The organism is Streptomyces sp. NPDC058371, assembly GCF_042723265.1.
Classification (GTDB): domain Bacteria; phylum Actinomycetota; class Actinomycetes; order Streptomycetales; family Streptomycetaceae; genus Streptomyces.
Map to the genome: position 1 here is coordinate 40,516 of NZ_JBHXJC010000001.1, position 21,459 is coordinate 61,974.

At 71.8% G+C, this 21,459-nt stretch carries 22 protein-coding genes; 11 read left to right on the forward strand and 11 right to left on the reverse strand.

Annotation, left to right across the window (positions count from 1 at the left end; genetic code table 11):
- Positions 1-99 precede the first annotated feature (99 nt).
- Positions 100-939: a TIM barrel protein gene (locus tag ACFWM2_RS00185; RefSeq protein ID WP_383271324.1), complete on the reverse strand. Its 840-nt coding sequence runs from the start codon at positions 937-939 to the stop codon at positions 100-102.
- A 148-nt stretch (positions 940-1,087) separates the two neighbouring features.
- Here ACFWM2_RS00185 and ACFWM2_RS00190 point away from each other — a divergent pair, with 148 nt between their 5' ends.
- The 7 genes from ACFWM2_RS00190 (at position 1,088) to ACFWM2_RS00220 (ending at position 7,098) form a co-directional block, all read left to right on the forward strand.
- Positions 1,088-1,348 (forward strand): hypothetical protein, encoded by a 261-nt coding sequence (locus ACFWM2_RS00190; RefSeq protein WP_383271326.1) that lies wholly within the window; start codon positions 1,088-1,090, stop codon positions 1,346-1,348.
- The gene (locus ACFWM2_RS00195; protein ID WP_383271328.1) at positions 1,345-1,713 is read left to right on the forward strand and encodes a helix-turn-helix domain-containing protein; all 369 of its coding nucleotides are present in this window, start codon (positions 1,345-1,347) and stop codon (positions 1,711-1,713) included. The genes ACFWM2_RS00190 and ACFWM2_RS00195 overlap by 4 nt, the downstream gene beginning before the upstream one ends.
- Before the next feature lie 223 nt (positions 1,714-1,936).
- Positions 1,937-2,452: a 2-oxo-4-hydroxy-4-carboxy-5-ureidoimidazoline decarboxylase gene (gene uraD, locus ACFWM2_RS00200; protein ID WP_383271330.1), complete on the forward strand. Its 516-nt coding sequence runs from the start codon at positions 1,937-1,939 to the stop codon at positions 2,450-2,452.
- Positions 2,449-2,850 (forward strand): hydroxyisourate hydrolase, encoded by a 402-nt coding sequence (gene uraH / locus ACFWM2_RS00205; RefSeq protein ID WP_383271332.1) that lies wholly within the window; start codon positions 2,449-2,451, stop codon positions 2,848-2,850. Before uraD ends, uraH begins: the two co-directional genes overlap by 4 nt.
- 5 nt (positions 2,851-2,855) lie before the next feature.
- A complete protein-coding gene (pucL, locus tag ACFWM2_RS00210) occupies positions 2,856-3,803 on the forward strand; it encodes a factor-independent urate hydroxylase (RefSeq protein ID WP_383271334.1) in 948 nt (315 codons plus the stop codon).
- A gap of 161 nt (positions 3,804-3,964) precedes the next feature.
- Positions 3,965-5,341 carry an 8-oxoguanine deaminase gene (locus ACFWM2_RS00215; RefSeq protein ID WP_383271336.1) on the forward strand — a complete coding sequence of 459 codons (1,377 nt, stop codon included), beginning with the start codon at positions 3,965-3,967 and terminating at the stop codon, positions 5,339-5,341.
- Positions 5,342-5,748: 407 nt separating this feature from the next.
- On the forward strand, positions 5,749-7,098 hold the full coding sequence (locus tag ACFWM2_RS00220) for a nucleobase:cation symporter-2 family protein (protein WP_383274010.1): 1,350 nt from the start codon (positions 5,749-5,751) through the stop codon (positions 7,096-7,098).
- A gap of 108 nt (positions 7,099-7,206) precedes the next feature.
- On the opposite strand, the gene ACFWM2_RS00225 is transcribed toward ACFWM2_RS00220, so the two are convergent.
- Both ACFWM2_RS00225 and ACFWM2_RS00230 read right to left on the reverse strand, forming a co-directional pair.
- Positions 7,207-8,022, reverse strand: a complete 816-nt coding sequence (locus tag ACFWM2_RS00225; protein WP_383271338.1) for a chitosanase — start codon at positions 8,020-8,022, stop codon at positions 7,207-7,209.
- 183 nt (positions 8,023-8,205) lie between these two features.
- Complete coding sequence (locus ACFWM2_RS00230; protein WP_383271340.1) at positions 8,206-10,392, reverse strand: alpha-N-acetylglucosaminidase; 2,187 nt, start codon at positions 10,390-10,392, stop codon at positions 8,206-8,208.
- 99 nt (positions 10,393-10,491) lie between these two features.
- Here ACFWM2_RS00230 and ACFWM2_RS00235 point away from each other — a divergent pair, with 99 nt between their 5' ends.
- The gene (locus ACFWM2_RS00235; RefSeq protein WP_383271342.1) at positions 10,492-11,217 is read left to right on the forward strand and encodes a TMEM175 family protein; all 726 of its coding nucleotides are present in this window, start codon (positions 10,492-10,494) and stop codon (positions 11,215-11,217) included.
- Here the strand turns inward: ACFWM2_RS00235 and ACFWM2_RS00240 are convergent.
- On the reverse strand, positions 11,178-11,972 hold the full coding sequence (locus tag ACFWM2_RS00240) for a helix-turn-helix domain-containing protein (RefSeq protein WP_383274013.1): 795 nt from the start codon (positions 11,970-11,972) through the stop codon (positions 11,178-11,180). The genes ACFWM2_RS00235 and ACFWM2_RS00240 overlap by 40 nt on opposite strands.
- A 179-nt stretch (positions 11,973-12,151) precedes the next feature.
- Between ACFWM2_RS00240 and ACFWM2_RS00245 the strand changes: the two genes are divergently transcribed.
- Complete coding sequence (locus ACFWM2_RS00245; RefSeq protein ID WP_383271344.1) at positions 12,152-13,006, forward strand: NAD(P)H-binding protein; 855 nt, start codon at positions 12,152-12,154, stop codon at positions 13,004-13,006.
- Here the strand turns inward: ACFWM2_RS00245 and ACFWM2_RS00250 are convergent.
- Complete coding sequence (locus ACFWM2_RS00250; protein ID WP_383271346.1) at positions 12,979-14,490, reverse strand: MFS transporter; 1,512 nt, start codon at positions 14,488-14,490, stop codon at positions 12,979-12,981. The genes ACFWM2_RS00245 and ACFWM2_RS00250 overlap by 28 nt on opposite strands.
- A gap of 90 nt (positions 14,491-14,580) precedes the next feature.
- On the opposite strand from ACFWM2_RS00250, the gene ACFWM2_RS00255 reads away from it, so the two are divergent.
- A complete protein-coding gene (locus ACFWM2_RS00255; protein WP_383271348.1) occupies positions 14,581-14,982 on the forward strand; it encodes a winged helix-turn-helix transcriptional regulator in 402 nt (133 codons plus the stop codon).
- 135 nt (positions 14,983-15,117) lie between these two features.
- Here ACFWM2_RS00255 and ACFWM2_RS00260 read toward each other — a convergent pair whose 3' ends face one another.
- From ACFWM2_RS00260 to ACFWM2_RS00275, 4 genes are all read right to left on the reverse strand, one after another.
- On the reverse strand, positions 15,118-15,540 hold the full coding sequence (locus ACFWM2_RS00260; protein WP_383271350.1) for an acyl-CoA thioesterase: 423 nt from the start codon (positions 15,538-15,540) through the stop codon (positions 15,118-15,120).
- A 72-nt stretch (positions 15,541-15,612) separates the two neighbouring features.
- Positions 15,613-16,239 carry a hypothetical protein gene (locus tag ACFWM2_RS00265; RefSeq protein ID WP_383271352.1) on the reverse strand — a complete coding sequence of 209 codons (627 nt, stop codon included), beginning with the start codon at positions 16,237-16,239 and terminating at the stop codon, positions 15,613-15,615.
- A 55-nt stretch (positions 16,240-16,294) separates the two neighbouring features.
- Positions 16,295-16,945: a histidine phosphatase family protein gene (locus tag ACFWM2_RS00270; RefSeq protein ID WP_383271354.1), complete on the reverse strand. Its 651-nt coding sequence runs from the start codon at positions 16,943-16,945 to the stop codon at positions 16,295-16,297.
- Positions 16,946-17,049: 104 nt separating this feature from the next.
- On the reverse strand, positions 17,050-18,258 hold the full coding sequence (locus ACFWM2_RS00275; RefSeq protein WP_383271356.1) for a pyridoxal phosphate-dependent aminotransferase: 1,209 nt from the start codon (positions 18,256-18,258) through the stop codon (positions 17,050-17,052).
- An 85-nt stretch (positions 18,259-18,343) separates the two neighbouring features.
- Between ACFWM2_RS00275 and ACFWM2_RS00280 the strand changes: the two genes are divergently transcribed.
- On the forward strand, positions 18,344-18,982 hold the full coding sequence (locus ACFWM2_RS00280) for a winged helix-turn-helix transcriptional regulator (protein WP_383271358.1): 639 nt from the start codon (positions 18,344-18,346) through the stop codon (positions 18,980-18,982).
- 363 nt (positions 18,983-19,345) lie between these two features.
- Here the strand turns inward: ACFWM2_RS00280 and ACFWM2_RS00285 are convergent, their stop codons facing one another.
- Positions 19,346-20,182, reverse strand: coding sequence for a hypothetical protein (locus ACFWM2_RS00285; RefSeq protein ID WP_383271360.1), 837 nt, complete (start codon positions 20,180-20,182; stop codon positions 19,346-19,348).
- Positions 20,182-21,447, reverse strand: coding sequence for a VWA domain-containing protein (locus ACFWM2_RS00290; RefSeq protein ID WP_383271362.1), 1,266 nt, complete (start codon positions 21,445-21,447; stop codon positions 20,182-20,184). Before ACFWM2_RS00290 ends, ACFWM2_RS00285 begins: the two co-directional genes overlap by 1 nt.
- Positions 21,448-21,459 lie beyond the last annotated feature (12 nt).

Sequence of the window (21,459 nt, forward strand, 5' to 3'; positions counted from 1 at the left end):
CCTCTCTGAAACAACTGCTGCTGTACGTCTGTGGGATGCCGCGCGCACGGGCGCGGCGGTGGGGCCGGGCGGCGGGTCGTCCGCGGCCGGCCCGGCGGGCTAGCGGGCCGCTCGGGCCTCGCGGGGCAGCCACGCGAAGGAATCGGCGCTCGGGCGGTCGCCCGCCTTGTACTCCAGGCCGACCCAGCCCTCGTAGCCGGCCTTCCTCAGCTGGTCGAGGAGGTCCTCCAGCGGGAGCGTGCCCGTGCCGGGGGCGCCGCGGCCCGGGTTGTCGGCGATCTGCACGTGGCCGGTCTTCTCCGCGTAGGCGGAGATCACCTGCGGCAGGTCCTCGCCGTTCATGGACAGGTGGTACAGGTCCATGAGGAACTTGGCGTTGCCGAGCCCGGTCGCCTCGTTGACCTTGTCGACGACGGCGATGCCGGCCGGGGCGGTCGCCAGCGGGTAGCGCGGGGACTCCGGCTGGTTGAGGGTCTCGATCAGGAGGATCGCGCCGACGCGGTCGGCGGCCCGGGCCGCGAGGGCCAGGTTCTCCAGGGCGAGGGCGTCCTGCTCGGCCGGGTCCACGCCCTCGACGCGGTTGCCGTACAGGGCGTTGAGCGCCGTGCAGCCGAGCGAGCGCGCGAACTCCGCCGCGACGTCGATGTTGGCGCGGAACCGCTCGGACTCCTCGCCGGGGATCGACAGGGCGCCCCGGTCCGGGCCGGGCAGCTGCCCCGCGTAGAAGTTCAGCCCCGTGAGCTGGACGCCCGCGTCCTCGATGGCCTTCTTGAGGGCATCGAGCTCGGACTGCTCGGGGGTGGGGGAGTCGACCCAGGGCCACCACAGCTCGACCGCGGTGAAGCCCGCCGCGGCGGCGGCCGCGGGGCGCTCCAGGAGCGGGAGTTCCGTGAAGAGGATCGACAGGTTGACGTTGAAGCGCTGCTCTGCGAATCCCATGGGGTAGGCGCTCCCTTCCGTTGGTCGCGATTCCGTATTACGGAAGTTCGTTTCTGCTTAATGGAAGATTGCCGTCGTGTGTCGCCGGTTGTCAAGAGGGGGCGGAGGAGGCTGCCGGAAAATCCGCGTTGCCCAGTAGGTTGAGCGCGTGCGATTGAGAGTGGAGTTCACGACCGAGCCCTTCGACCTCGACGAGGCGCCGCGGCACGCCCTGGTCGCCCGCGAGGTCATCGAGGCGGCCGAACTGGATGCCGTGGACGTCGGGCCGTTCGGCAACACCGCGGAGGGCGGCGCCGACGAGGTGCTCACCGCCGTCGACGCCCTGCTGCGCAAGGCCCTGGGCGCCGGTGCCACCCGGGTCTCGCTCCAGGTGAACGTCGTCGGTGCCGCCGAGGAGGGTGATCAGTGACCGGTATCGGGGACGACCCCTTCGTGACGGCGGTCAAGCCGCTGATCGACGCCATGGGCGGCGAGATGCTGGCGCCGGACCAGGCCGGCGCCGACGATGTCGTGCTGTCCTGGGAGGGCGCGGACGTCGTCGCCGTACGCCTGCCCCAGCTCGCCGACTCGCTGGACCACATCCTGGCCGCCCTGGAGCGCAAGCAGGGCCGGCCGCTGGCGGACCTCGACCGCAAGACCAAGCAGGAGGTCGTGCGGATACTCGAGGCCCGCGGCGCCTTCTCGGTGCGGCACGGGGTGGAGACCGTCGCGGGCGCGCTCGGCGTCAGCCGCTTCACCGTCTACAACTACCTGAACCGCGAGAAGGAATCCTGACGGCGGGACGCGGGGGAATCCTGGCGAGGGAGCGGGAAGGCCGCCCTGACCAGCGTAAAGCCGGCGCGGGCGGCTGACACCGGCCCGCCTGGCGCCGACCGTCGTCCGGACTGCCCGGACGACGGTTTTTGTTACCCGCATTTTTCAACAAAGTGTTGACGTGGTGTTTCCGAGGGCGTTAGCTGTCCGCAGCCCGTCCAGCACAAGGCCACGGAGGCTTCCCGTGACTTCGAGTACGACACCTGGCGGCCTCGCCCGGTTCAACGCCCTGGAGGACCACGCGGCCTTCGCCGCCCTCCACGAAGCGTGCGCCTCCTCGGCGTGGGCGCGCAGGCTGCTCACCCGGCGCCCGTACGCCACCATCGACGACCTCTTCACCGCGAGCGACGCCGCCATGGCGGAGCTGACCGCGGCGGACCTCCAGGAGGCGATGGCCGGGCACCCGCCGATCGGGCGGCCGAAGCCCGGTGACCCGACCTCCTCGCGCGAACAGCGCGGTATGGCCGGCGCCTCCGAGGAGCTCAAGGAGGAGATGCTCGAACTGAACCTGGCCTACCAGGAGAAGTTCGGCCACGTCTTCCTGATCTGCGCCACCGGCCGCACCGGTGAGCAGATGCGCGACGCGGTCAAGGAGCGGATCGGCAACTCGCCCGAGCAGGAGCGCGAGACCGTCCGCTCCGAGCTGGGCAAGATCAACCGCATTCGGTTGACCCGCCTCGTAGAGGAAGAGAGCGCATGAGCACCGACACCACCGCCTCCGTGTCCACCCACATCCTGGACACGAGCATCGGACGTCCCGCCGAGGGCGTCGCCATCCGGCTCGCGGCCCGCGGCGGCCGCACGGCGGACTGGCAGGCGCTCGGCGGCTCCGCGACCGACGCGGACGGCCGGTGCAAGGACCTGCCGGCCCTGCCGGTGGGGACGACCCACGTGCGGCTCGACTTCGCGGTCGAGCAGTACTTCGAGTCGCATTCAGAAGAAAAGCAAGCCGATGCGCAGCAGGACGCCCCCGCGAATCGGGACAGCGGTGCGTTCTTCCCCGAGGTGGCGATCACCTTCGCCGTCAAGCCGGGCGAGCACTATCACGTACCGCTGCTGCTCAACCCGTTCGGCTACTCCGTTTACCGAGGGAGCTAGCAGACATGACAGACCTTTCCCGACCCGCCCGCCCTGTGATCCTGGGTCAGAACCAGTACGGCAAGGCCGAGAACCGCGTCGTGAAGATCACGCGCGACGGCGACACGCACCACATCAAGGACCTGAACGTCTCGGTCGCGCTGAGCGGCGACATGGACGACGTGCACTACTCGGGCTCCAACGCGAACGTCCTGCCGACGGACACCACCAAGAACACGGTGTACGCCTTCGCCAAGGAGCACGGCATCGAGTCCGCCGAGCAGTTCGGCATCCACCTCGCGCGGCACTTCGTGACCTCGCAGGAGCCGATCAAGACGGCGCGCATCCGCATCGAGGAGTACACCTGGGAGCGCATCGCGACCTCGGACGCGAACTCCAAGTTCATCGGCTCGGACGAGGTCAACCACTCCTTCGTCCGCAAGGGGCAGGAGACCCGGGTCACCCAGATCACCTACGACGGTGAGAACTGGGAGGTCATCTCCGGCCTCAAGGACCTGACCGTGATGAACTCGACGAACTCCGAGTTCTGGGGTTACGTCAAGGACAAGTACACGACGCTCAAGGAGGCGTACGACCGCATCCTGGCGACCGAGGTGTCCGGGCGCTGGCGGTTCAACTGGACCGACGACGACGAGCGGATGCCCAACTGGGAGAAGTCCTACGAGCAGGTCAGGAAGCACATGCTCCAGGCCTTCGCGGAGACGTACTCCCTGTCGCTGCAGCAGACCCTCTACCAAATGGGCGCGCGCATCATCAACCACCGCAGCGAGATCGACGAGGTCCGCTTCTCCCTCCCGAACAAGCACCACTTCCTCGTCGACCTGGAGCCCTTCGGCCTCAAGAACGACAACGAGGTCTACTTCGCGGCCGACCGTCCGTACGGGCTCATCGAGGCCACCATCCTGCGCGACGGCTGCGAGCCGCACATCCCGGTGGACCTCACCAACCTGTAGTACTGCCGACGGCGGTACTGCTGCTCCAGCCCCGACGCGTGCGCCGGCGTCGAGTCCCAGGGGAGAGCGGGGGCATCTGCGCAACAACAGCACCACGGATCCGGTCGTCACCCCGCTCGACCCCCGGGTCCGTCCACCAATGGGAAGAACGAGGAACCGCCGTGGCAGTCGAGCGCATCGTCATCGAGAACTGCGCCATCGCGACCGTGGACGCGGGCGACACCGAGTACGCCTCGGGCTACATCGTCGTCGCCGACAACAAGATCGAGTCGGTGGGTGCCGGCAAGGCCCCCGAGAACCTGGAGAACGTGGTCCGTCGGATCGACGGCACCGGGCATCTGGCGACACCCGGCCTGGTGAACACCCACCACCACTTCTACCAGTGGATCACCCGCGGCCTGGCCACGGACCACAACCTCTTCAACTGGCTCGTCGCCCTGTACCCGACCTGGGCGCGCATCGACGAGCAGATGGCGTACTCCGCCGCGCAGGGCTCCCTCGCCATGATGGCCCGCGGCGGCGTCACCACCGCCATGGACCACCACTACGTGTACCCGAAGGGTTCCGGCGACCTGTCCGGTGCCATCATCCGGGCGGCGCGTGAGACGGGCGTCCGCTTCACTCTGGCCCGCGGCTCCATGGACCGCAGCGAGAAGGACGGCGGCCTGCCGCCGGACTTCGCCGTCGAGACCCTCGAAGGCGCGCTCGCGGCCACCGAGGCGACCGTCGACGAGCACCACGACGCCTCCTTCGACGCGATGACCCAGGTCGCCGTCGCGCCCTGCTCCCCGTTCTCCGTGTCGACCGAACTCATGAGGCAGGGCGCCGAACTGGCCCGCCGCAAGGGCGTACGGCTGCACACGCACGGCTCGGAGACCGTCGAGGAGGAGCAGTTCTGCAAGGAACTGTTCGGCATGGGCCCGACCGACTACTTCGAGTCCACCGGGTGGCTCGGCGAGGACGTGTGGATGGCGCACTGCGTCCACATGAACGACTCCGACATCGCCGCCTTCGCCCGTACGAAGACCGGTGTGGCCCACTGTCCGTCCTCCAACGCCCGTCTGGCGGCCGGCATCGCGAGGGTCCCCGACATGCTGGCGGCCGGCGTCCCGGTCGGCCTCGGCGTCGACGGCACCGCGTCGAACGAGTCCGGCGAACTGCACACCGAGCTGCGCAACGCCCTCCTCATCAACCGCCTCGGCGCCCATCGCGAGGCCGCCCTGAACGCCCGCCAGGCGCTGCGCCTCGGCACCTTCGGCGGCGCCCAAGTCCTCGGCCGGGCCTCCCAGATCGGCTCCCTGGAGCCGGGCAAGCTCGCCGACCTCGTCCTGTGGAAGCTCGACACCCTGGCCCACGCCTCGATCGCCGACCCGGTGACCGCGCTGGTCTTCGGTGCGGCGGCCCCGGTCACCCTCTCCCTCGTCAACGGCAGGCCGGTCGTCGAGGACAGCCGCCTCCTGCATGTCGACGAGGACGCCATCGCCCGCTCCACGCGGGCGGAGGCACAGCGGCTCGCGCGCATCGCCGCGCAGGCCTGACCGCCGTACCCGGACTCCTCGTGCCATCCGGCACGTGGAGTGGTACGGCCCCAGATCTCCGGCTGAGGGGGACGGCCCTCGGCCGGTAGCCGTGGACCCGAGCGGGGTCCACGGCGGCCGTCTCCGGGGAGCACGCATGAACGTGCGTGCTCCCCGGACCGGTCTCCGTCGCAGAGACTCCGGTCTTCGCGACGGTCATCGTCACGGAGACCCTCCTCCACGACGTATCGTCCCGGTCCCGCACGACCGCGCATCACCTCCATGAAACCCACGTCAACGCAGACGTGTACCCGACCGGAGGAGCCGCCGTGGCCGCCCAGCCCGCGCCCCGCACCGATGCAGTCCCCGACTCGACACCAACTGACCAGTCCAGGCACCCGGTCGACGAGAAGCTGCCGCCCCTGAAGATGGCGACCAGCGGCCTCCAGCACGTGGCCGCCATGTACGCGGGAGTCGTCGCCCCGCCCCTGATCGTCGGAGCGGCCGTCGGTCTCTCCGGCACCGAACTGACCTTCCTGACCGGCGCCTGTCTGTTCACCGCCGGCCTCGCCACCTTCCTCCAGACCCTCGGGTTCTGGAAGATCGGCGCCCGGCTGCCCTTCGTCAACGGCGTCACCTTCGCCGGTGTCGCCCCGATGACCGCGGTCGTCGCCTCCACCAAGGACAAGAGCGACGCCCTGCCGATCATCTTCGGCGCGGTCATCGTCGCGGGCGTCCTCGGATTCATAGCCGCGCCCTTCTTCAGCAAGGCGGTCCGCTTCTTCCCGCCGGTCGTCACCGGCACGGTCATCACGCTCATCGGCATCTCACTGCTGCCGGTCGCGTTCGGGTGGGCCCAGGGCCCCGATCCCGCCGCGCACGACTACGGTTCGACGACCTATCTGGGTCTCGCGGGCGCCACCCTCGTCATGGTCCTGCTGCTGCGCCGCTTCACCCGGGGCTTCGTCAAGCAGATCGCCGTGCTGCTCGGCCTGGTGCTCGGCACCCTCGTCGCGATCCCGTTCGGCGTCACGGACTTCAGCCCGGTGGGCGACGCGGACATCGTCGGGTTCCCGACCCCGTTCCACTTCGGCGCCCCGCAGTTCCAGGTCGCCGCGATCCTCTCGCTGTGCGTGGTGATGGTTGTCTCGATGACCGAATCGACCGCGGACATGCTGGCGTTGGGTGAGATCGTCGAGCGCCCGGCCGACGAGAAGACCATCGCGGCGGGCCTGCGCGCCGACACCCTCGGCTCGGCGCTCAGCCCCCTCTTCAACGGCTTCATGTGCAGCGCCTTCGCGCAGAACATCGGCCTGGTCGCGATGACGAAGATCCGCAGCCGGTACGTCGTGGCGACCGGCGGCGGCTTCCTGGTGCTGATGGGCCTGTGCCCGGTGGCCGCGTCGCTCATCGCCGTCGTACCGCGTCCCGTGCTCGGCGGCGCCGGGGTGGTCCTCTTCGGCTCGGTCGCGGCCAGCGGGATCCAGACCCTGGTCCGGGCCGGCCTGGAGCGGGACAACAACGTCCTGATCGTCGCCGTCTCGCTCGCCGTCGGCATCATCCCCATCACGGCACCGGGGTTCTACCACGCCTTCCCCCAGACCGCGAAGATCGTCCTGGACTCGGGGATCTCCACCGGCTGTGTGGCGGCCGTGGTGCTCAACCTCGTCTTCAACCACCTGGGCAAGGGCCAGGACGCGGAGGACGTCACGCATCCCATGGAGGCGGGCGAGGAACTCGGCGGCAGCCGGGCGGCGAAGGCGGTCCCGGCCCACTGACCGCCGGCCGCCGTCGGCCGGCGCCGGCAACCGGCACGTCCGACGGGCATACGGAGGGCGCGGCACCACGAGTGCCGCGCCCTCCGCCGCTCTGCTCGGCGGCTCTGTTCAGCCGATGTGGAAGCTGTCCCCGTACACCTTCCAGTCCAGCGGCGGATCGAGGTTGAGGTTGCGCTTCTGCACGAAGACGCGCTGGGCGGTGTCGACGCGGCTGGTGTCGGAGTGGGCCTCCTCCTGCTTCATCGCCCAGACCCGCGCGTCCAGGAAGGCGTTCAGGTACGTCACCTCGGTGCCGCCCTGGGCAGGCGGCTTGGCCGAGTTCAGCGCCCGCCTGCGGATGCTGCTGAAGCCGGTGCTGTCGCCGCCGTCGCCGTGCATCACGATGGCGTCGTAGTACGCGAACTGGCCGAGGACGCCGATGCCGTCGGCCTTGCCCTGCCGGACGGCCGGGTTGAAGTAGACGCGGTCGCGTTCGTCGTTCTGGGCCTGCTGGAACGCGGTGTCCGTGGCGGCCCTGCGCCAGTCGCCGGGGAAGCCGGGGTCCAGGCCCTGGTGCGAGTCGCTGCCGTTCACGGAGCGCAGCGCGGGGAGGTACTTGGCCAGCACGTTGCCGGGCTTGCGCCGGGTGTAGAGCTCGACGAGGTCGAGCATGTCGCCGGTGCCGGAACAGAATCCGATGATCCCGGCGGTGTAGCCGCGCCCGTCGCCGATGTCCTCGATGTACTTGTACTGCGCCTTCCAGTCCAGCGAGGAGTTCTCCGCGCTGGAGACCAGCTTCATGGCGATCTCCTTCTTCGCCGGGTCGTCCAGGCCGACCACCGCGGCGGTCGCGGACCGGGTCGCGATCACGGGGCCTGCCACCAGGGAAGCGCCGACGAAGGCGAGCAGCGTGCGCCGTGAGGTGCGTATGTGGGGGGTGTGCACGGGACCTCCAATGAGGGGTGTACGACGTACCCGAACTGTTAGGAAGGTTTCCTACCAGACTTTGAAGGTGACGTATACCCGTCAAGAGAGGGTCCGTTGAATCGTCATGCTCCGGGAGGTGAGACGTTCCTGCGGAAGCCGGCCGCGCCGGCCGGCCGCCGAGCGCAGCCCTCCCGGCGTGCGCTACCGGGTCGCCGCCAGTCGTTCCCGCACCCGGACCGCCGCCGTGTACGTGTCACCGGCGGGGCGCGTGGCGAGCCTGCCGGGGTTCCTCGTCCAGCGGTCCTCCAGGGCGAACCAGTCGGTCTTCCGAGGCGCCCGGCCCTCCCGCAGCGCCGCCCGCAGCTCCGTGAAGTACGTCGACCAGCGCAGCCGGTACAGCCCGCCCACCAGCCCCGCCCACTCCCGGTTCGCGTAGTCGCGCAGCCCCGCGTCCGCGCCCTCCCGGGTGCCCCACACCGTCAGCAGCGACAGCGCGTCGTACGCGAGCCGGTCCCGCTCCGCCGCATCCGCGCCCCAGGCCCGCGCGTCCGCCACCCAACGGCCCAGCAGATGACGGGAGTCGGTGGCCAGCAGCGCCTCCAGCGCGTCCATCAGGGACAGCCAGACGCCGGCCAGCTCACCGAGACGGGCCGCGTCGCCGGCGTCGTACGCCTGCTTGATGCGCGGCAGGAGGGTGCGGCTGCGATTGGCGAGCGCCTGGCGGGCCACGTCCAGCAGGTCGCGGCGGTACGCCGACGAGCCGCGCAGCCCGGCGCGCACCGCGAGCAGCTCGCCCAGCGCGGGCTCGAACTCCTCGGCCCTGTAGCGCAGTTCCTTCGGTGACCACTTGGCCGCCCTGTTCGCCGTCAGCGACGGACGGGCCGCGAACAGGCTGTCCGCGCCCTCGCTCCACGAGTCGGCGCGCGTGGTGCCGTACACGGTGCGGCGCAGGACGTCCCAGGCCGCCTCGGCGTGCGGATCACGAGCGCCGTACCGCGCGTGCGACCATTGCCTGAACCAGTCACGCAGGTTCAACTCGCCCTCCCGCCAAGCGAGTTCGGAGAAGAGCGCGAAGGCCGCGGGGTTGTTGTCGGCGGCCTCCGGAAGCAGGGCGATGCCGCGCAGGGCGCTGCCGTCCCTGGTGCGCCACTTCTCGTACAGCTCCGCCCAGTCCGGGGTGTTGGCGCCGAGCGCCGTATGACCGCCGAAGTTCCAGATGGAGCCGAACGCGTAGGGCGTGCCGCCCCAGTCGGACTCCCGGTCGGTGACCGTCGGGAAGCGGTCGGACAGGCCGTCCACGACGAGCATCCGGTCCCTGGTGACGGCGTCGACGATCGCCTTCGGCGGGTTGTGCTGCCAGCCCAGGATCACCCAGACGGCGTTCGGGCGCGCCGCGCGCAGTGCCTTCTCGACACCGCGCGCCGCGTCCCCGACGGGCACGTCGCCGGGGCTGCCGCCCTCGTGCAGCAGGTCCATCTTGTAGAGCGTGGACGCGCCGAACAGCTCCTCCTGGACGCGGTAGAACGCGGCTGCCACCCGCGCGAAGTGGTCCGTGCGCGGGTCCAGCCAGTCGGGCCGCGCGAAGCCCATCCAGTCACCCTGCGGGACCGTCCGAGCCCCCGGATTGCGGTCGGCGAAGCCCGGCGGGACCGTGCCGAAGTAGCCCGGGAACACCGGGGTCATGCCCAGGTCGCGCACCCGGGCCGCGATCCGCCGGCCGAGGGCGGCGCGGGCGTCGAGCAGTTGCCGGGAGACGGGGTGCGGGAAGGCCGACAGGTTCTGCAGCAGCCACCAGGGCTGGTGCGCCGGGCCCGGGATCCAGCTCCGCAACTCCCCGTCCGAGTAACCGAACTCCTGGAAGAGGCGGTGGTACGGCGCGTCCGCTCCCGTGTACACGAGGATCTCGTTGTAGCCGTGCAGGGCGAGCACGTCGAGTTCGCGCTCCCAGTACGGCCAGTCGTGGTACGGGCCCGTGTAGCCGTCGTTCGTGTCGTTGAGGGCGAAGCGGTGCGGGACGTTGGCGCGCCGGACGACGGTGCCGTCCGGCGCCGGCAGCTCCCGCGGGAGGTCCAGCTGCTCGCCCGCCCAGTTGAGGTCGGCGTGCGCGACGTTCCTCAAGTACCAGTTCAGTCCGGTGAGTTGGACCGCGGGGGTGGCGCCCGTGAGGGTGACGCGGCCGGCGCGCCCGGAGACCCGGAAGACGTCGGGTTCGGTCGCCGTACGGAAGTCCAGCTGCTGCCAGTGCCGGGGGAGAAGCCGACGGGCCGCGTCGGTGGCCGCGCCCTGCACCCGCGCCGAGGCGCCGCCCGTTTCGGTGGACGAGGCGCAGGCGGCGGCCGGTCCGGCGCCGGCGAGGGCGGTGAGCACGGTGCGGCGGGCGAGCGGCATGAGGACTCCGTTTCCGCGGATGGAGGAACGCCGTGTGCAGGAATACCCGCTGAGTTACGGTCTCAGCGCACAGCCACGCCACAGGGGGGAGAATCCGTCATGAACGAGTCGGACCGGAGCGGCGGCTCCAGACAGGCCGGCACACCCGGCCACGGCCCGGGACCGGAGCGGGACGGCGCCACGGACGGGGGCGAGGAGCCGGACCAGGGCACCGACTCGGGGCGGGTCGAGGCCTTCAGCGACGGCGTCTTCGCCATCGCCATCACCCTGCTCATCCTGGAGATCAAGGTTCCGGAGGTGGGCGAGCACGGCGGACTGTGGCACGCGCTGGGCGGCCAGTGGCCCTCGTACGCCGCCTACGTGGTGAGCTTCCTCGTGATCGGCATCATGTGGATCAACCATCACCAGGTGTTCCGCCATGTGGCCCGCGTCGACCGCACGCTGATGTTCCTCAACCTGCTGGTCCTGATGGTGGTCGCCGCGGTGCCCTGGCCGACGGCGATGCTCGCCGAATACCTCCGGGAGGACGAGGCGTCCCATGTCGCGGCCGCCGTCTACAGCCTCGTCATGGTCGCCATGGCGCTGGCCTTCCAGGCCCTGTGGTGGCACCTCACCCGCACGGGCCACCTCTTCGACGCGCGCGTCGACGTCGAGGGCGCCCGGCGCACCCGCGTCCGGTTCGCCCTCGGCTCCCTCGCGTACCCCGCCACGGTGGCGCTGGCCTTCGTCTCGGCCCCGCTCACCCTCGCCGTGCACGGCCTGTTGGCGGTGTACTACGCCTTCAATCAGGCCCCGGTGCCGATGCGCCCCGCGCGCGAGGCATAAGCCTGGCACGGCTGTGCGGCGGGGAGACGGCCGGTGAAGAAGGACGTCGGCGGGACACCCATCAGGGTGCGGAAGTCCGCGGTCATGTGGGACTGGTCGTAGTAGCCGGTCGTGGTGGCGAGTTGGGCCCAGGAGGTGTCCGGGACACGCCGGGCGTGACTCAGGACATGGCGTACGCGCGCGATACGGGCGTAGTGCTTGGGGGAGACCCCGACCCCGTCCGTGAAGAGGTTGCGCAGCTGGCGTTCGCTGACCGCAAGACGGTTCGCCAACTCCCTTACGCCTGACGGGAGTCGGCCGGTGTCCGTCGACATCGCCTCGACCGCGGCGCGCAGCAGGCCGGTGCGTGCGGCGTCGCCCGGGGCGGGCCCGTCGGGCAGCGTCCCGGCAAGGTGGGGGACGACCTGTTCCGGTGCCAACGGGAGCAGGCCGTCCGCCAGTCGACGTGCCGCGCCGCCGGGGAAGTCGCCCAGCGGCGCGACCCGGCCGACCAGGTCGACGGCCGGTACGCCGAGCAGTGAACGGGCCGCGCCCGGGGCCAGGCGCAGCTCCACGCAGGACGTCAGCCGCTTGCCCGTGTGGTACGAGGCGCGGGTGCGCGGCCCGACGACCAGCACGTCGCGGCGCTCGTCCCCCTCGACCCGCACCACCACCTTCGTCGCCGCGTCCGGCATGTGCGTGAACAGCTCGCGCGGATCGCCCTCGACGGACGTGAACCCGATGCCGGTGAACCACGGGCGCAGTGCCTCCGGCAGCGCCCCCGACTCCTCGGTGAAACCGTCCGCGGCCGGCCCCGACCGGAACGCGGCGCCCTGGGTCGTGTCATGCGTGGTCGTCACCCCACCACCGTAGAGGCGCCCGGGGGCCCGATGGGCCCGGGAACCGTGCCGGAATTTCCTAGAGACCACCGGCACCGGCCCGGCACGGTGAGGACATGATCCTGGTGACGGGTGCCACGGGCACCATCGGAAGTGAAGTCGTACGACAGCTCACGGCGCGCGGAGCGAAGGTCCGCGCGCTGACCCGGGATCCGTCCCGGGCGCGGACGCCCGCCGGGGTGGAGGTGGTGCGCGGCGACTTCGATGAGCCCGCGTCCGTGGCGGAGGCGCTGGCGGGGGCGACGGCCCTCTTCGCGGTGGGGGTCCTCGGGCCGGATGACGCGGAGACGGACGCGGCGCTGGTGACGGCGGCGCGGGCGGCGGGCGTGGGCAGGGTGGTGAAGCTGTCCGCCATCGGCACGGGCGACCCCGCCGTGGGCCCCTCGGGGACCTGGCATCTGCCAGGTGAACAGGCCGTCCGCGACAGCGGGTTGGAATGGACGGTCCTGCGCCCCTCCAGTTTCGCCTCCAACACCCTGAGCTGGGCGCACACGATCCACACCGGTCAGCCGGTGGCCGACCGGACCGGGCCCGGCACCCAGGGCGTCGTCGACCCGCGCGACGTCTCCGAGGTGGCCGCGGAAGCCCTGCTGACGCCGGGGCACTCGGGCCGCACCTACACACTCACGGGACCCGAACTCCTCACCACCGCCGATCAGGCGGCCACTCTCGCCGAGGTGCTGGGCCGCCCGGTCGGCACCGTGGAGCTGTCCCCGGAAGAGGCCCGTGAGCAGTTCCTGCGGGCGGGCATGCCCGAGGCCTACGTCCAGGGTGTCCTCGCGGGCGCCGCGTACGTACGGGGCGGCGGGAACGCGGTGCTGACCGAGGACGTGCGGCAGGTCCTGGGCCGCGAGCCCCGCACGTTCGCGCGATGGGCCCGCGATCACAAGGAGGCGTTCGCGCAGGACTGACGGTCCGCCTCGGACGCCTCCACCACCTGCCCGGTCTCGGGCGTCTCCTCCGCCTGTCCGGCGGGGGAGACGCGTCCGGGGCGCAGGACCGCCGCCGCAGCCACCAGGGCCGCCGCCGCGATCCCGGTGGCGACGGTGAACGCCAGCCGGTAGCCGTCCGCGGTCGCCGTGACCAGCCGCGCACCCTCGCCGAGCACGTCCTCCGTGCGGCTCGCCGCCAGGGTCGTGAGGACCGCGAGACCCAGTGAACCGCCCACCACCTGCGTGGTGTTGAAGAGCCCCGAGGCCAGGCCCGCGTCCTCCTCACGGGCACCCGCCATGGCGAGCCCCGTCACCGCGGGCATCGCGGCGGCGAACCCGGCCGCGAGCAGCAGCATCGGCGGAAGGACGTCGGCCAGGTAGGTGCCGTCGACCCGGGCGCGGCTCAGCAGCGCCATACCGGCCGTGATGAGGGCGAGTCCGGCGAGCAGGACCCGGTACGGGCCGAAGCGGGCGACCGTCCGTGCCGACAGGCCCAGCATCAGCACCCCGATCGTGACCGGCGCCGGCAGGAACGCCGTGCCCGTGAGCAACTCGCTGTAGCCCAGGACGCGTTGGATGTAGAGCGCGCCGATGTACTGGAAGCCGTACATGCCCGCGATCATCAGGATCTGGACGCCGTTCGCCCCCGTCAGGACCCGGGAGCGGAAGAGCCGCAGGCGCAGCAGCGGACGCGCGGCCCGTGCCTGGCGCAGGGTGAAGCCGGCGAAGAGCACGGCCGAGACGGCGGCGAGCGTGAGCGTCGTGCCCAGCGCGCGGTCGCCGGCGCCGACAATCGCGTACACCGTGAGCATCAGCGCGCCGGTGACCAGGGCCGCGCCGGGGTAGTCGGCGCCCCTGCCGAGCCCGGCACCCCGTTCCGGGGCGAGGATCCGCAGGGCGGCGACCCAGGCCACCACCCCGATCGGCAGATTGATCAGGAAGATCCAGTGCCAGTCCAGTGCCTGGGTCAGGGCCCCGCCGAGGAAGGTGCCGAGCGCGCCGCCCGCCGCGCCGACCGAGCTGAACACCGCGATGGCCCGGCCCTGTTCGCGCGGCTCGGGGAAGAGCGCGACCAGCATGCCGAGGACGACGGCCGCCGTCATCGCTCCGCCGACGCCCTGCAGGGCGCGGGCCGCCACCAGCATCGCCTGGCTGTTCGCGACCCCGCACAGGGCGGAAGCCGCGGTGAACACGGCGAGCCCGGCGGCGAACATCCGCCGGCGGCCCACCAGGTCCCCGAGCCGCCCCACCAGCAGCAGCAGCCCGCCGAAGGGGATCAGATAGGCGTTCACGACCCAGGCGAGGCCCGGGGCCGAGAAGCCGAGGTCGCGCTGGATCGCCGGCATCGCGACCGTCACGACGGTCCCGTCCAGGATCGTCATCAGCGTGCCCGCGCACAGCACGACCAGGGACGCCCAGCGGGAGTACGTTCGTCGGGCGGGTGACTCGATTCTGGACGACATGGCGAGGGCCTCCGCAAGCTCCAAAGGTGCACGACTTGTAACGGGGTACATCGTCAGTGACCATGGAGGCCGGTAGAAGGAGGCACTTCGATGTCCCAGGGGAACACCGGTGTTACCTCGCAGGCTGTGCTCGCGCAGGCCTGCCCCGTCCGTGAAGTTCTTGACAGGGTCGCCGGCAAATGGAGCGTCCTGATCATCGTGGCCGCCGCCCACGGCCCGATCCGCTTCACCGAACTGGAGCGCAGTGTCGAGGGCATCAGCCGCCGCATGCTCACCCTCACCCTGCGCAATCTGGAGCGCGACGGACTGGTCACCCGTACCGTCCACCCGACGGTCCCGCCGAAGGTCGAGTACGAACTGACCCCGGTGGCCCGCGAGTTGCACGCGACGCTGCTCTCGCTCACGGACTGGGCGGAGCGGCACCGGGTGACGATCGCCGAGTCCCGTGCGGCCTATGACGCGGTGCACCGGCCGGAGCTGGTGGACTCGTAGACCGCGCGGACGGCCCGCGGTGGGCCCGCGGTCGGCGGACCCGCTGCCGGTCGCGGTCCGTTCAGTCGCGGACCGGCGAGGGCCGGCGGCCGGCGCGGCCCGTACTCGCGAAGGCCGGCGACCGGCGCGCGCCCGTCAGAGACCGAACAGCCGAGAATCCGCCGCCAGCACGCGGAAGTACTCGCGCGGGTCGGCCACCAGCTTGCGTTCCTTGAGGTCCAGCAGCCCGCCGACCGCCGTGATCTCGGCGGACACCGTGCCGTCGCTCTTCCGGATCGTCTGCTGCACGCGGAAACTCTTGCCCGCGCCCCAGACGAAACCGCACGTGACCTCGACCTCGTCGCCGGCCCGCAGCTCGCGTTTGTAGCTGATGGTCGTCTCCAGGGTCACCGGTCCCACGCCCTTGCCCATCAGCTCGGCCTGACTGATCCCGGCCGCGTGCAGCAGCGACCAGCGGGCGTGCTCCGCGTACTGCAGATACACGCTCTGGTTGAGGTGTCCCTGCACGTCGGTCTCGTACCCGCGGACGGTCACTGCGACGGAAAACTGCTCTGCCACGACTTCCCCCTTCAACGGCGGTCAGGACTTGATCCATCCAACTCCCTTGTACCGCACGCCATTCCGGCGCCCTCACGCGCGTCGCGGCGAGGCCAGCACATACGGCGCCCCGGTACGCGGCTCGGTGTGCGCGCTGACCTGCCAGCCGGCCTGCTCCAGCGTGACCGCGCAGGCCCGCAGCTCCTCGGGATCGGGCCCACGCACCGCGACGGCCTCCGGCTGGGGGGTCGCCCGCACCTGATACCCGGCACTCTCCTGGCCCGCGGGACGATGGCCCGCGGCCTCCAGGGCGAGCGCGGCGGCCTGCACCAGGTGCGTACGCTCCCAGCCGCACGGACGGTCCGTGGCGCCGCCCGGGTTCGTCATCCGCCGCAGCTCCAGCAGTCCCTGCCAGGCGCTGTGCACCTCGCGGAGCCGTGCCGGGCCGCTCTCCGGGGACTCCTCGCCGCCGATCCGCGCGGTGAACACCCCGGAGTCGTCGGCGGCCGGCGCCGGGGCCGGTGCGACCGGCTCGGGGGCCTCCCGCACCCGATGCCCCGCCGGCGTCAGGAAGTGGTCGTGCGGCGGCCGGGGGTGCCGGAAGGCGAGCCCGCGCCGCACCAGGGCGGCGAGCTGGGCCTGCGTGCCCTTCAGCCGTCCGGTGACCGGATCGGCGGCCTCGATGAGGTGCCGCTGCGCGGCGGTCGGCGGTCGTGTCACGGCGCGCTCCCTCCCGCCCGGCCGGAGCTGTCCCGGCGGCCGGCCGCTCCGTCGGTCAGTGGTCCTCGGGCCCCTGTCCCGCCGGGGCGAGCGGCCCATGGGAACAGTACGCGTCGGGTCTGACATTCCAGCCGGCCACCACATGGCGGCGGTGCTCCGTGCTCAGCCGGCTCATCGTCCCGGTGGCGAGCTGGAACAGCGCGCCGGCCGAAGCCGGCAGCCCGAGCCGCCGTGCGGTCAGCACCCGCAGGAAGTGCCCGTGCGAGAAGACGACCACGCTGCCCTCCGCCTCGGCGAGCGCGGCGTCGATCTTGGCCAGCATCCGTTCCGCGCGCTCACCGACCTGGTCCGGACTCTCCCCGGGGTGCTCGGGCGGGCCCGCCGTGACGCCGTCGTCGAACAGGAACCAGTCGGGCCGGCTCCGGTGGATCTCGACGGTCGTGATCCCCTCGTACCCGCCGTAGTCCCACTCGGACAGGTCCGGGTCGACGCGCGCCCCGCCGACCCCGGCCAGCCGGGCCGTCTCCCGCCCCCGCTGCATCGGGCTGACGAAGGCCGCCGCGATGTGGTGCCGGGCGATCAGCGGAGCCAGCCGGCGCGCCTGCTCCCGGCCGTTGTCGGTCAGCGGGACATCGGTCGACCCCGTGTGCCGCCCGGACAACGACCAGTCGGTCTCACCGTGCCGTACGAGGAGCAGGTCACCCATCGCCGAACCCTTTCCGTCCCTGCGTACGTCCCCCGCGTACGTTCTCTCCTCCGTACGGTGACATCGGCCGGCGGCGGCCGCAGCCCCGGCTCGGCCGGTCGGCCCTACTGCCGGTACCCGCTCAGGAACCGCCCGATCCGGCTGATCGCCGCGTCCAGGTCGTCGGCGTGCGGGAGCGTGAGGATGCGGAAGTGGTCGGGGCGGGGCCAGTTGAAGCCGGTGCCCTGGACGACCTGGATCTTCTCGCGCAGCAGCAGGTCCAGAACGAACTTCTCGTCGTCGTGGATCTTGTGCACCTCGGGGTCGAGGCGCGGGAACGCGTACAGGGCGCCCTTGGGCTTCACGCACGAGACGCCCGGGATCTCGTTGAGCTTCTCCCACGCGCGGTCGCGCTGTTCGCGCAGCCGGCCGCCCGGGCCGGTGAGCTCGTGGATGGACTGGCGGCCGCCGAGCGCGGCCTGAATGGCGTACTGGGCGGGTGCGTTGGCGCACAGCCGCATGGAGGCAAGCATGGCCAGCCCCTCCAGATAGCTGCGCGCGTGCTGCTTCGGTCCGGTGACCACCAGCCAGCCCGAGCGGAAGCCGGCGACCCGGTACGTCTTGGACAGCCCGCAGAAGGTGAGGACCACCAGGTCGGGGGCGAGCGCGGCGGCCGAGTGGTGCACCTCGTCGTCGTACAGGATCTGGTCGTAGATCTCGTCGGCGAAGACCATCAGGCCGTGGCGGCGGGCCAGGTCGAGGATGCCCTCGACGATCTCCTTCGGGTAGACGGCGCCGGTGGGGTTGTTCGGGTTGATGATCACCACGGCCCGCGTCCGGTCGGTGATCTTCGCCGCCATGTCGGCGAGGTCCGGGTACCAGTCGGACTGCTCGTCGCAGAGGTAGTGCACCGCCTTGCCGCCCGCGAGCGTGGTGACGGCCGTCCACAGCGGGAAGTCCGGGGCGGGGATGAGGACTTCGTCGCCGTCCTCGACGAGCGCCTGCACCGCCATCGAGACCAGCTCGGAGACGCCGTTGCCGAGGAACACGTCGTCGACGCCGACCTCCAGACCCCGGTCCTGGTAGCGCTGGGCGACGGCGCGGCGGGCGGAGAGGATGCCGCGCGAGTCGGTGTAGCCGTGCGCCTGGGGGAGCATCCGGATCATGTCCTGGAGGATCTCGTCCGGCGCCTCGAAGCCGAAGAGCGCGGGGTTGCCGGTGTTGAGGCGCAGCACGCTGTGGCCGGCTGCCTCCAGTGCGTCGGCGTGCTCGATGACCGGGCCGCGGATCTCGTAACAGACCTCGCTGAGCTTGCTCGACTGGCGGAACTCCATGCGCTGCGTCCTCCGGTTCGTGGTGTTGCTTGGTTTTACCAAGTAGGTGCTTGGAAAGTCCAACAACTTGTCTAGACTGCGCCGCATGTCACCTCGCCGAAGCTACGACCAGTACTGCTCCGCTGCCCGCGCCCTCGACGCCGTCGGTGACCGCTGGACCCTGCTGATCGTCCGCGAACTGCTCGGCGGCCCGCGCCGCTACACCGATCTGCACGCGGACCTGCCGGGCGTGAGCACGGACGTCCTCGCCTCCCGGCTGAAGGACATGGAGCGCGACGGGCTGACGACACGGCGCCGCCTGCCGCCGCCGGGTGCCGCGTACGTGTACGAACTCACCGGCCGAGGACGTGAGTTGCTGCCCGTGCTGCAGGCGCTCGGTGCCTGGGGCGCGGCCGCGCTCGGCGAGCGGGGACCCACGGACGCCGTACGGGCGCACTGGTTCGCGCTGCCGCTGCTGCGGGGGCTGCGCGAGGCGGGCGTGGGCGAGGGGCTGGTCGAAGTCCGCCTGGACGAGGGGGCGTTCCATCTCTGGCTGGGTGCCGGGGAGCGGCCGGTCTACGGGGACGGGCCCGCGCCGGAGGAGCCGGACGCGCGGCTGTCGCTGGACACGGGGATCTGTGAGGCCGTGAGCCGGGGGGTGCTGAGCCTGCGGGACGCCGTGCGCGAGGGGAGCGTCGGAGTGGTGGGTGAGGGCCTGCCGGCCAAGCTGCTGCGGGAGGCGTGACCGGGAGGTCCGGCCCCGCCTCTCCCGTCCGGCTCCCGTCGGTTCTGCCTGTGCGGTCCGGCTCCCGCTGGTTCTGCGTGTCCGGTCCGGCCTCAGGCGATTCTGCCTGTGCGGTCCGGCCTCCGCCGGTTCTGCCTGTGCGGTCCGGCTCTCGTCGGTTCTGCCTGTGCGGTCCGGCCTTCGGCGGCTCCGCCTGTCCCGTCCGGCCCCGCCAGTTCTGCCCGTCCCGTGCGGCCCCCGCCGGTGGCACCCGTCCCGTCCGGCCCCGGCGGCTCAGGACGCGGCGCTGGGCTCCCAAGAGCTCGCGCGGTTGCCCGCGCCCCTGAACAGGGAGCGGGCAACCGCGCGAACGGCCCGGGTGTGTCAGGCCGTCGGGCGCACCCGCCCCGGGCGGCCCGCGCCTCTGGTCAGGGCGTATCCGCCGATGCCGGCGAGCGCGGCGGCGATGCCGCCGACCGCCGTCCACACCCACCGGTCGGTCCACCAGCCGGAGGCCCAGCCGTCGTCGGGTTCGATCGAGGACAGCGCGGCCGTGGACGAACCGGAGTCGTCGGACTCCTGGGACGTGGTCGCGACGCCGGGGACCAGCGGCTGCGCCAGCGCCCCGTCCACCGCCGCCGAGCCGCCGATGTCCTTGGCGTCGGCCCGGAGCCGGGCGTCGAACGGCAGCCCCAGATCGGAGGCCTGGAGTCCCACGGCGGTCAGCCGGACGTAGTACGTGCCCGGCAGCGGATCGTTCGCCCAGGCCTCCGACCAGGCGCGGACCGTACGCAGCGTGCAGGACAGCTTCACGGAGGCCGCGTCCTGGGCGACCGTCCGCGTCTGCGCCCCGTACTGGCACGCCTGCCGGCGCCGCAGCCCGTCGTACACGTCGATCTGCCAGGTCTCCGCGGCATGCCGGGTGGTGGCCTCGGACAGCTTGACGGTCGCCGTCACGGTGGGCCGCTGCCCGGCGTCCGCGGGGAACGACCAGTACAGATAGTCGCCGGTGGACGCACTGGCGGTGGCCTGCTGCCCCTGGTCGACCTCGGTCGCCGTACGGAAGGACGTACCGGCCTCCGTGGGCGCGTCACCGTCGTCCGACGGGCTCGCCGAGGGCGAGGAGTCGGCGGCCGCCGGGGAGGCGCAGACGCCGAGCAGGGCGGGCGCCAGGGCGCCCCCGAGCAGCAGCGCCGCGGTCAACACACGTCTGATGCGCATCAGTTGGTCCTCCAGACCGCGAGCCGCCAGCGAGAGACCCAGCCCCACAGCACACCGGCGAGGAAGCCGGTGAGCACCAGGGCGCCGAGCAGCCACCAGCCGCGCCCGAGACCGAACGCGGCCACGTCACCCGCCTGGTCCGGCCCGTCGACGACGTCGACCGTCAGCTCCAGCGGCATGCCGGGCGTGGTCTTCACACCACTGGCCGCGGCGAACGAGTGGGACACCTGCAGGCACACGACCTCGGCGGCCGCGTCCTCGTCGTCGCTCTCGGCCTTCGGATAGCGCAGCCCGGTCGACACGGCATCGGTGCGCCCGTTGCCCGCGGCCTCACCGCGGACGATCTCGCGCCCGTGCACGGTGACCGCCCGCAGCAGCACCCCGTAGTCCGGCGCCACCGCGCGGTCGGCCGCCACGCTCACCGAGGCGCGCAGCTCCTGGCCCGGCTCGACGTCCACCCGGTACCAGCGGTGCTGCCCGAACTCCTCGCGGTCGGTGTAGAGACCGGACTTCAGAGTCGGCGCCTTCGCGCACCCCTCCGCGCCGTCCACGGCGACCGGCGTCACCACCGGATCGGCGGCCCGCTCCACCAACTGGCCGACACGGTCGGAGAGTTCCTCCTTGTGCTGGACCGAGGTGTACGTGCCGCCGGTCGCGTCCGCGATGCAGCTGAGCTGGTCCCGGGTCTTGGCGTCCGGCACCAGGCCGAGGGTGTCGATGGTGAGACCGATGCCCTGGGCGGCGATCTCCCGGGCCACCTCACAGGGGTCCAGCGGCTGGCAGGTGTCCTCGCCGTCGCTGATGAGCACGATCCGCCGCGAGCCGTCGCCGCCGTTCAGATCGCCGGCCGCCTTGCGCAGCGCGGGTCCGATCGGTGTCCAGCCGGTCGGCGCGAGGGTCGCGACCGCCGTTTTCGCCTCGGTGCGGTCCAACGGCCCGACCGGATACAGCTGTTCGGTGTCCTTGCAGCCCGTCTGGCGGTCGTTGCCGCGGTAGTTGGCGCCGAGCGTCCGGATGCCGAGCCGGACCTCCTCGGGTGTCGCGTCGAGCACCTCGTTGAACGCCTGCTTGGCCGCGGCCATTCGCGAACCGCCGTCGATGTCCTTGGCCCGCATCGAACCGCTGACGTCCAGCACGAGTTCGACCTTGGGAGCGGCCTGCTCCGCCGTTTCGTCGGCGACCGCTCCGGCCGGAAGAGCGAACCCGGCCGTCAGGGCGGCGAGCAGGGCGCAGGCGCCCGCCGCCAGCCGTTGTCTTGTGATCATCGGCGGATCCTA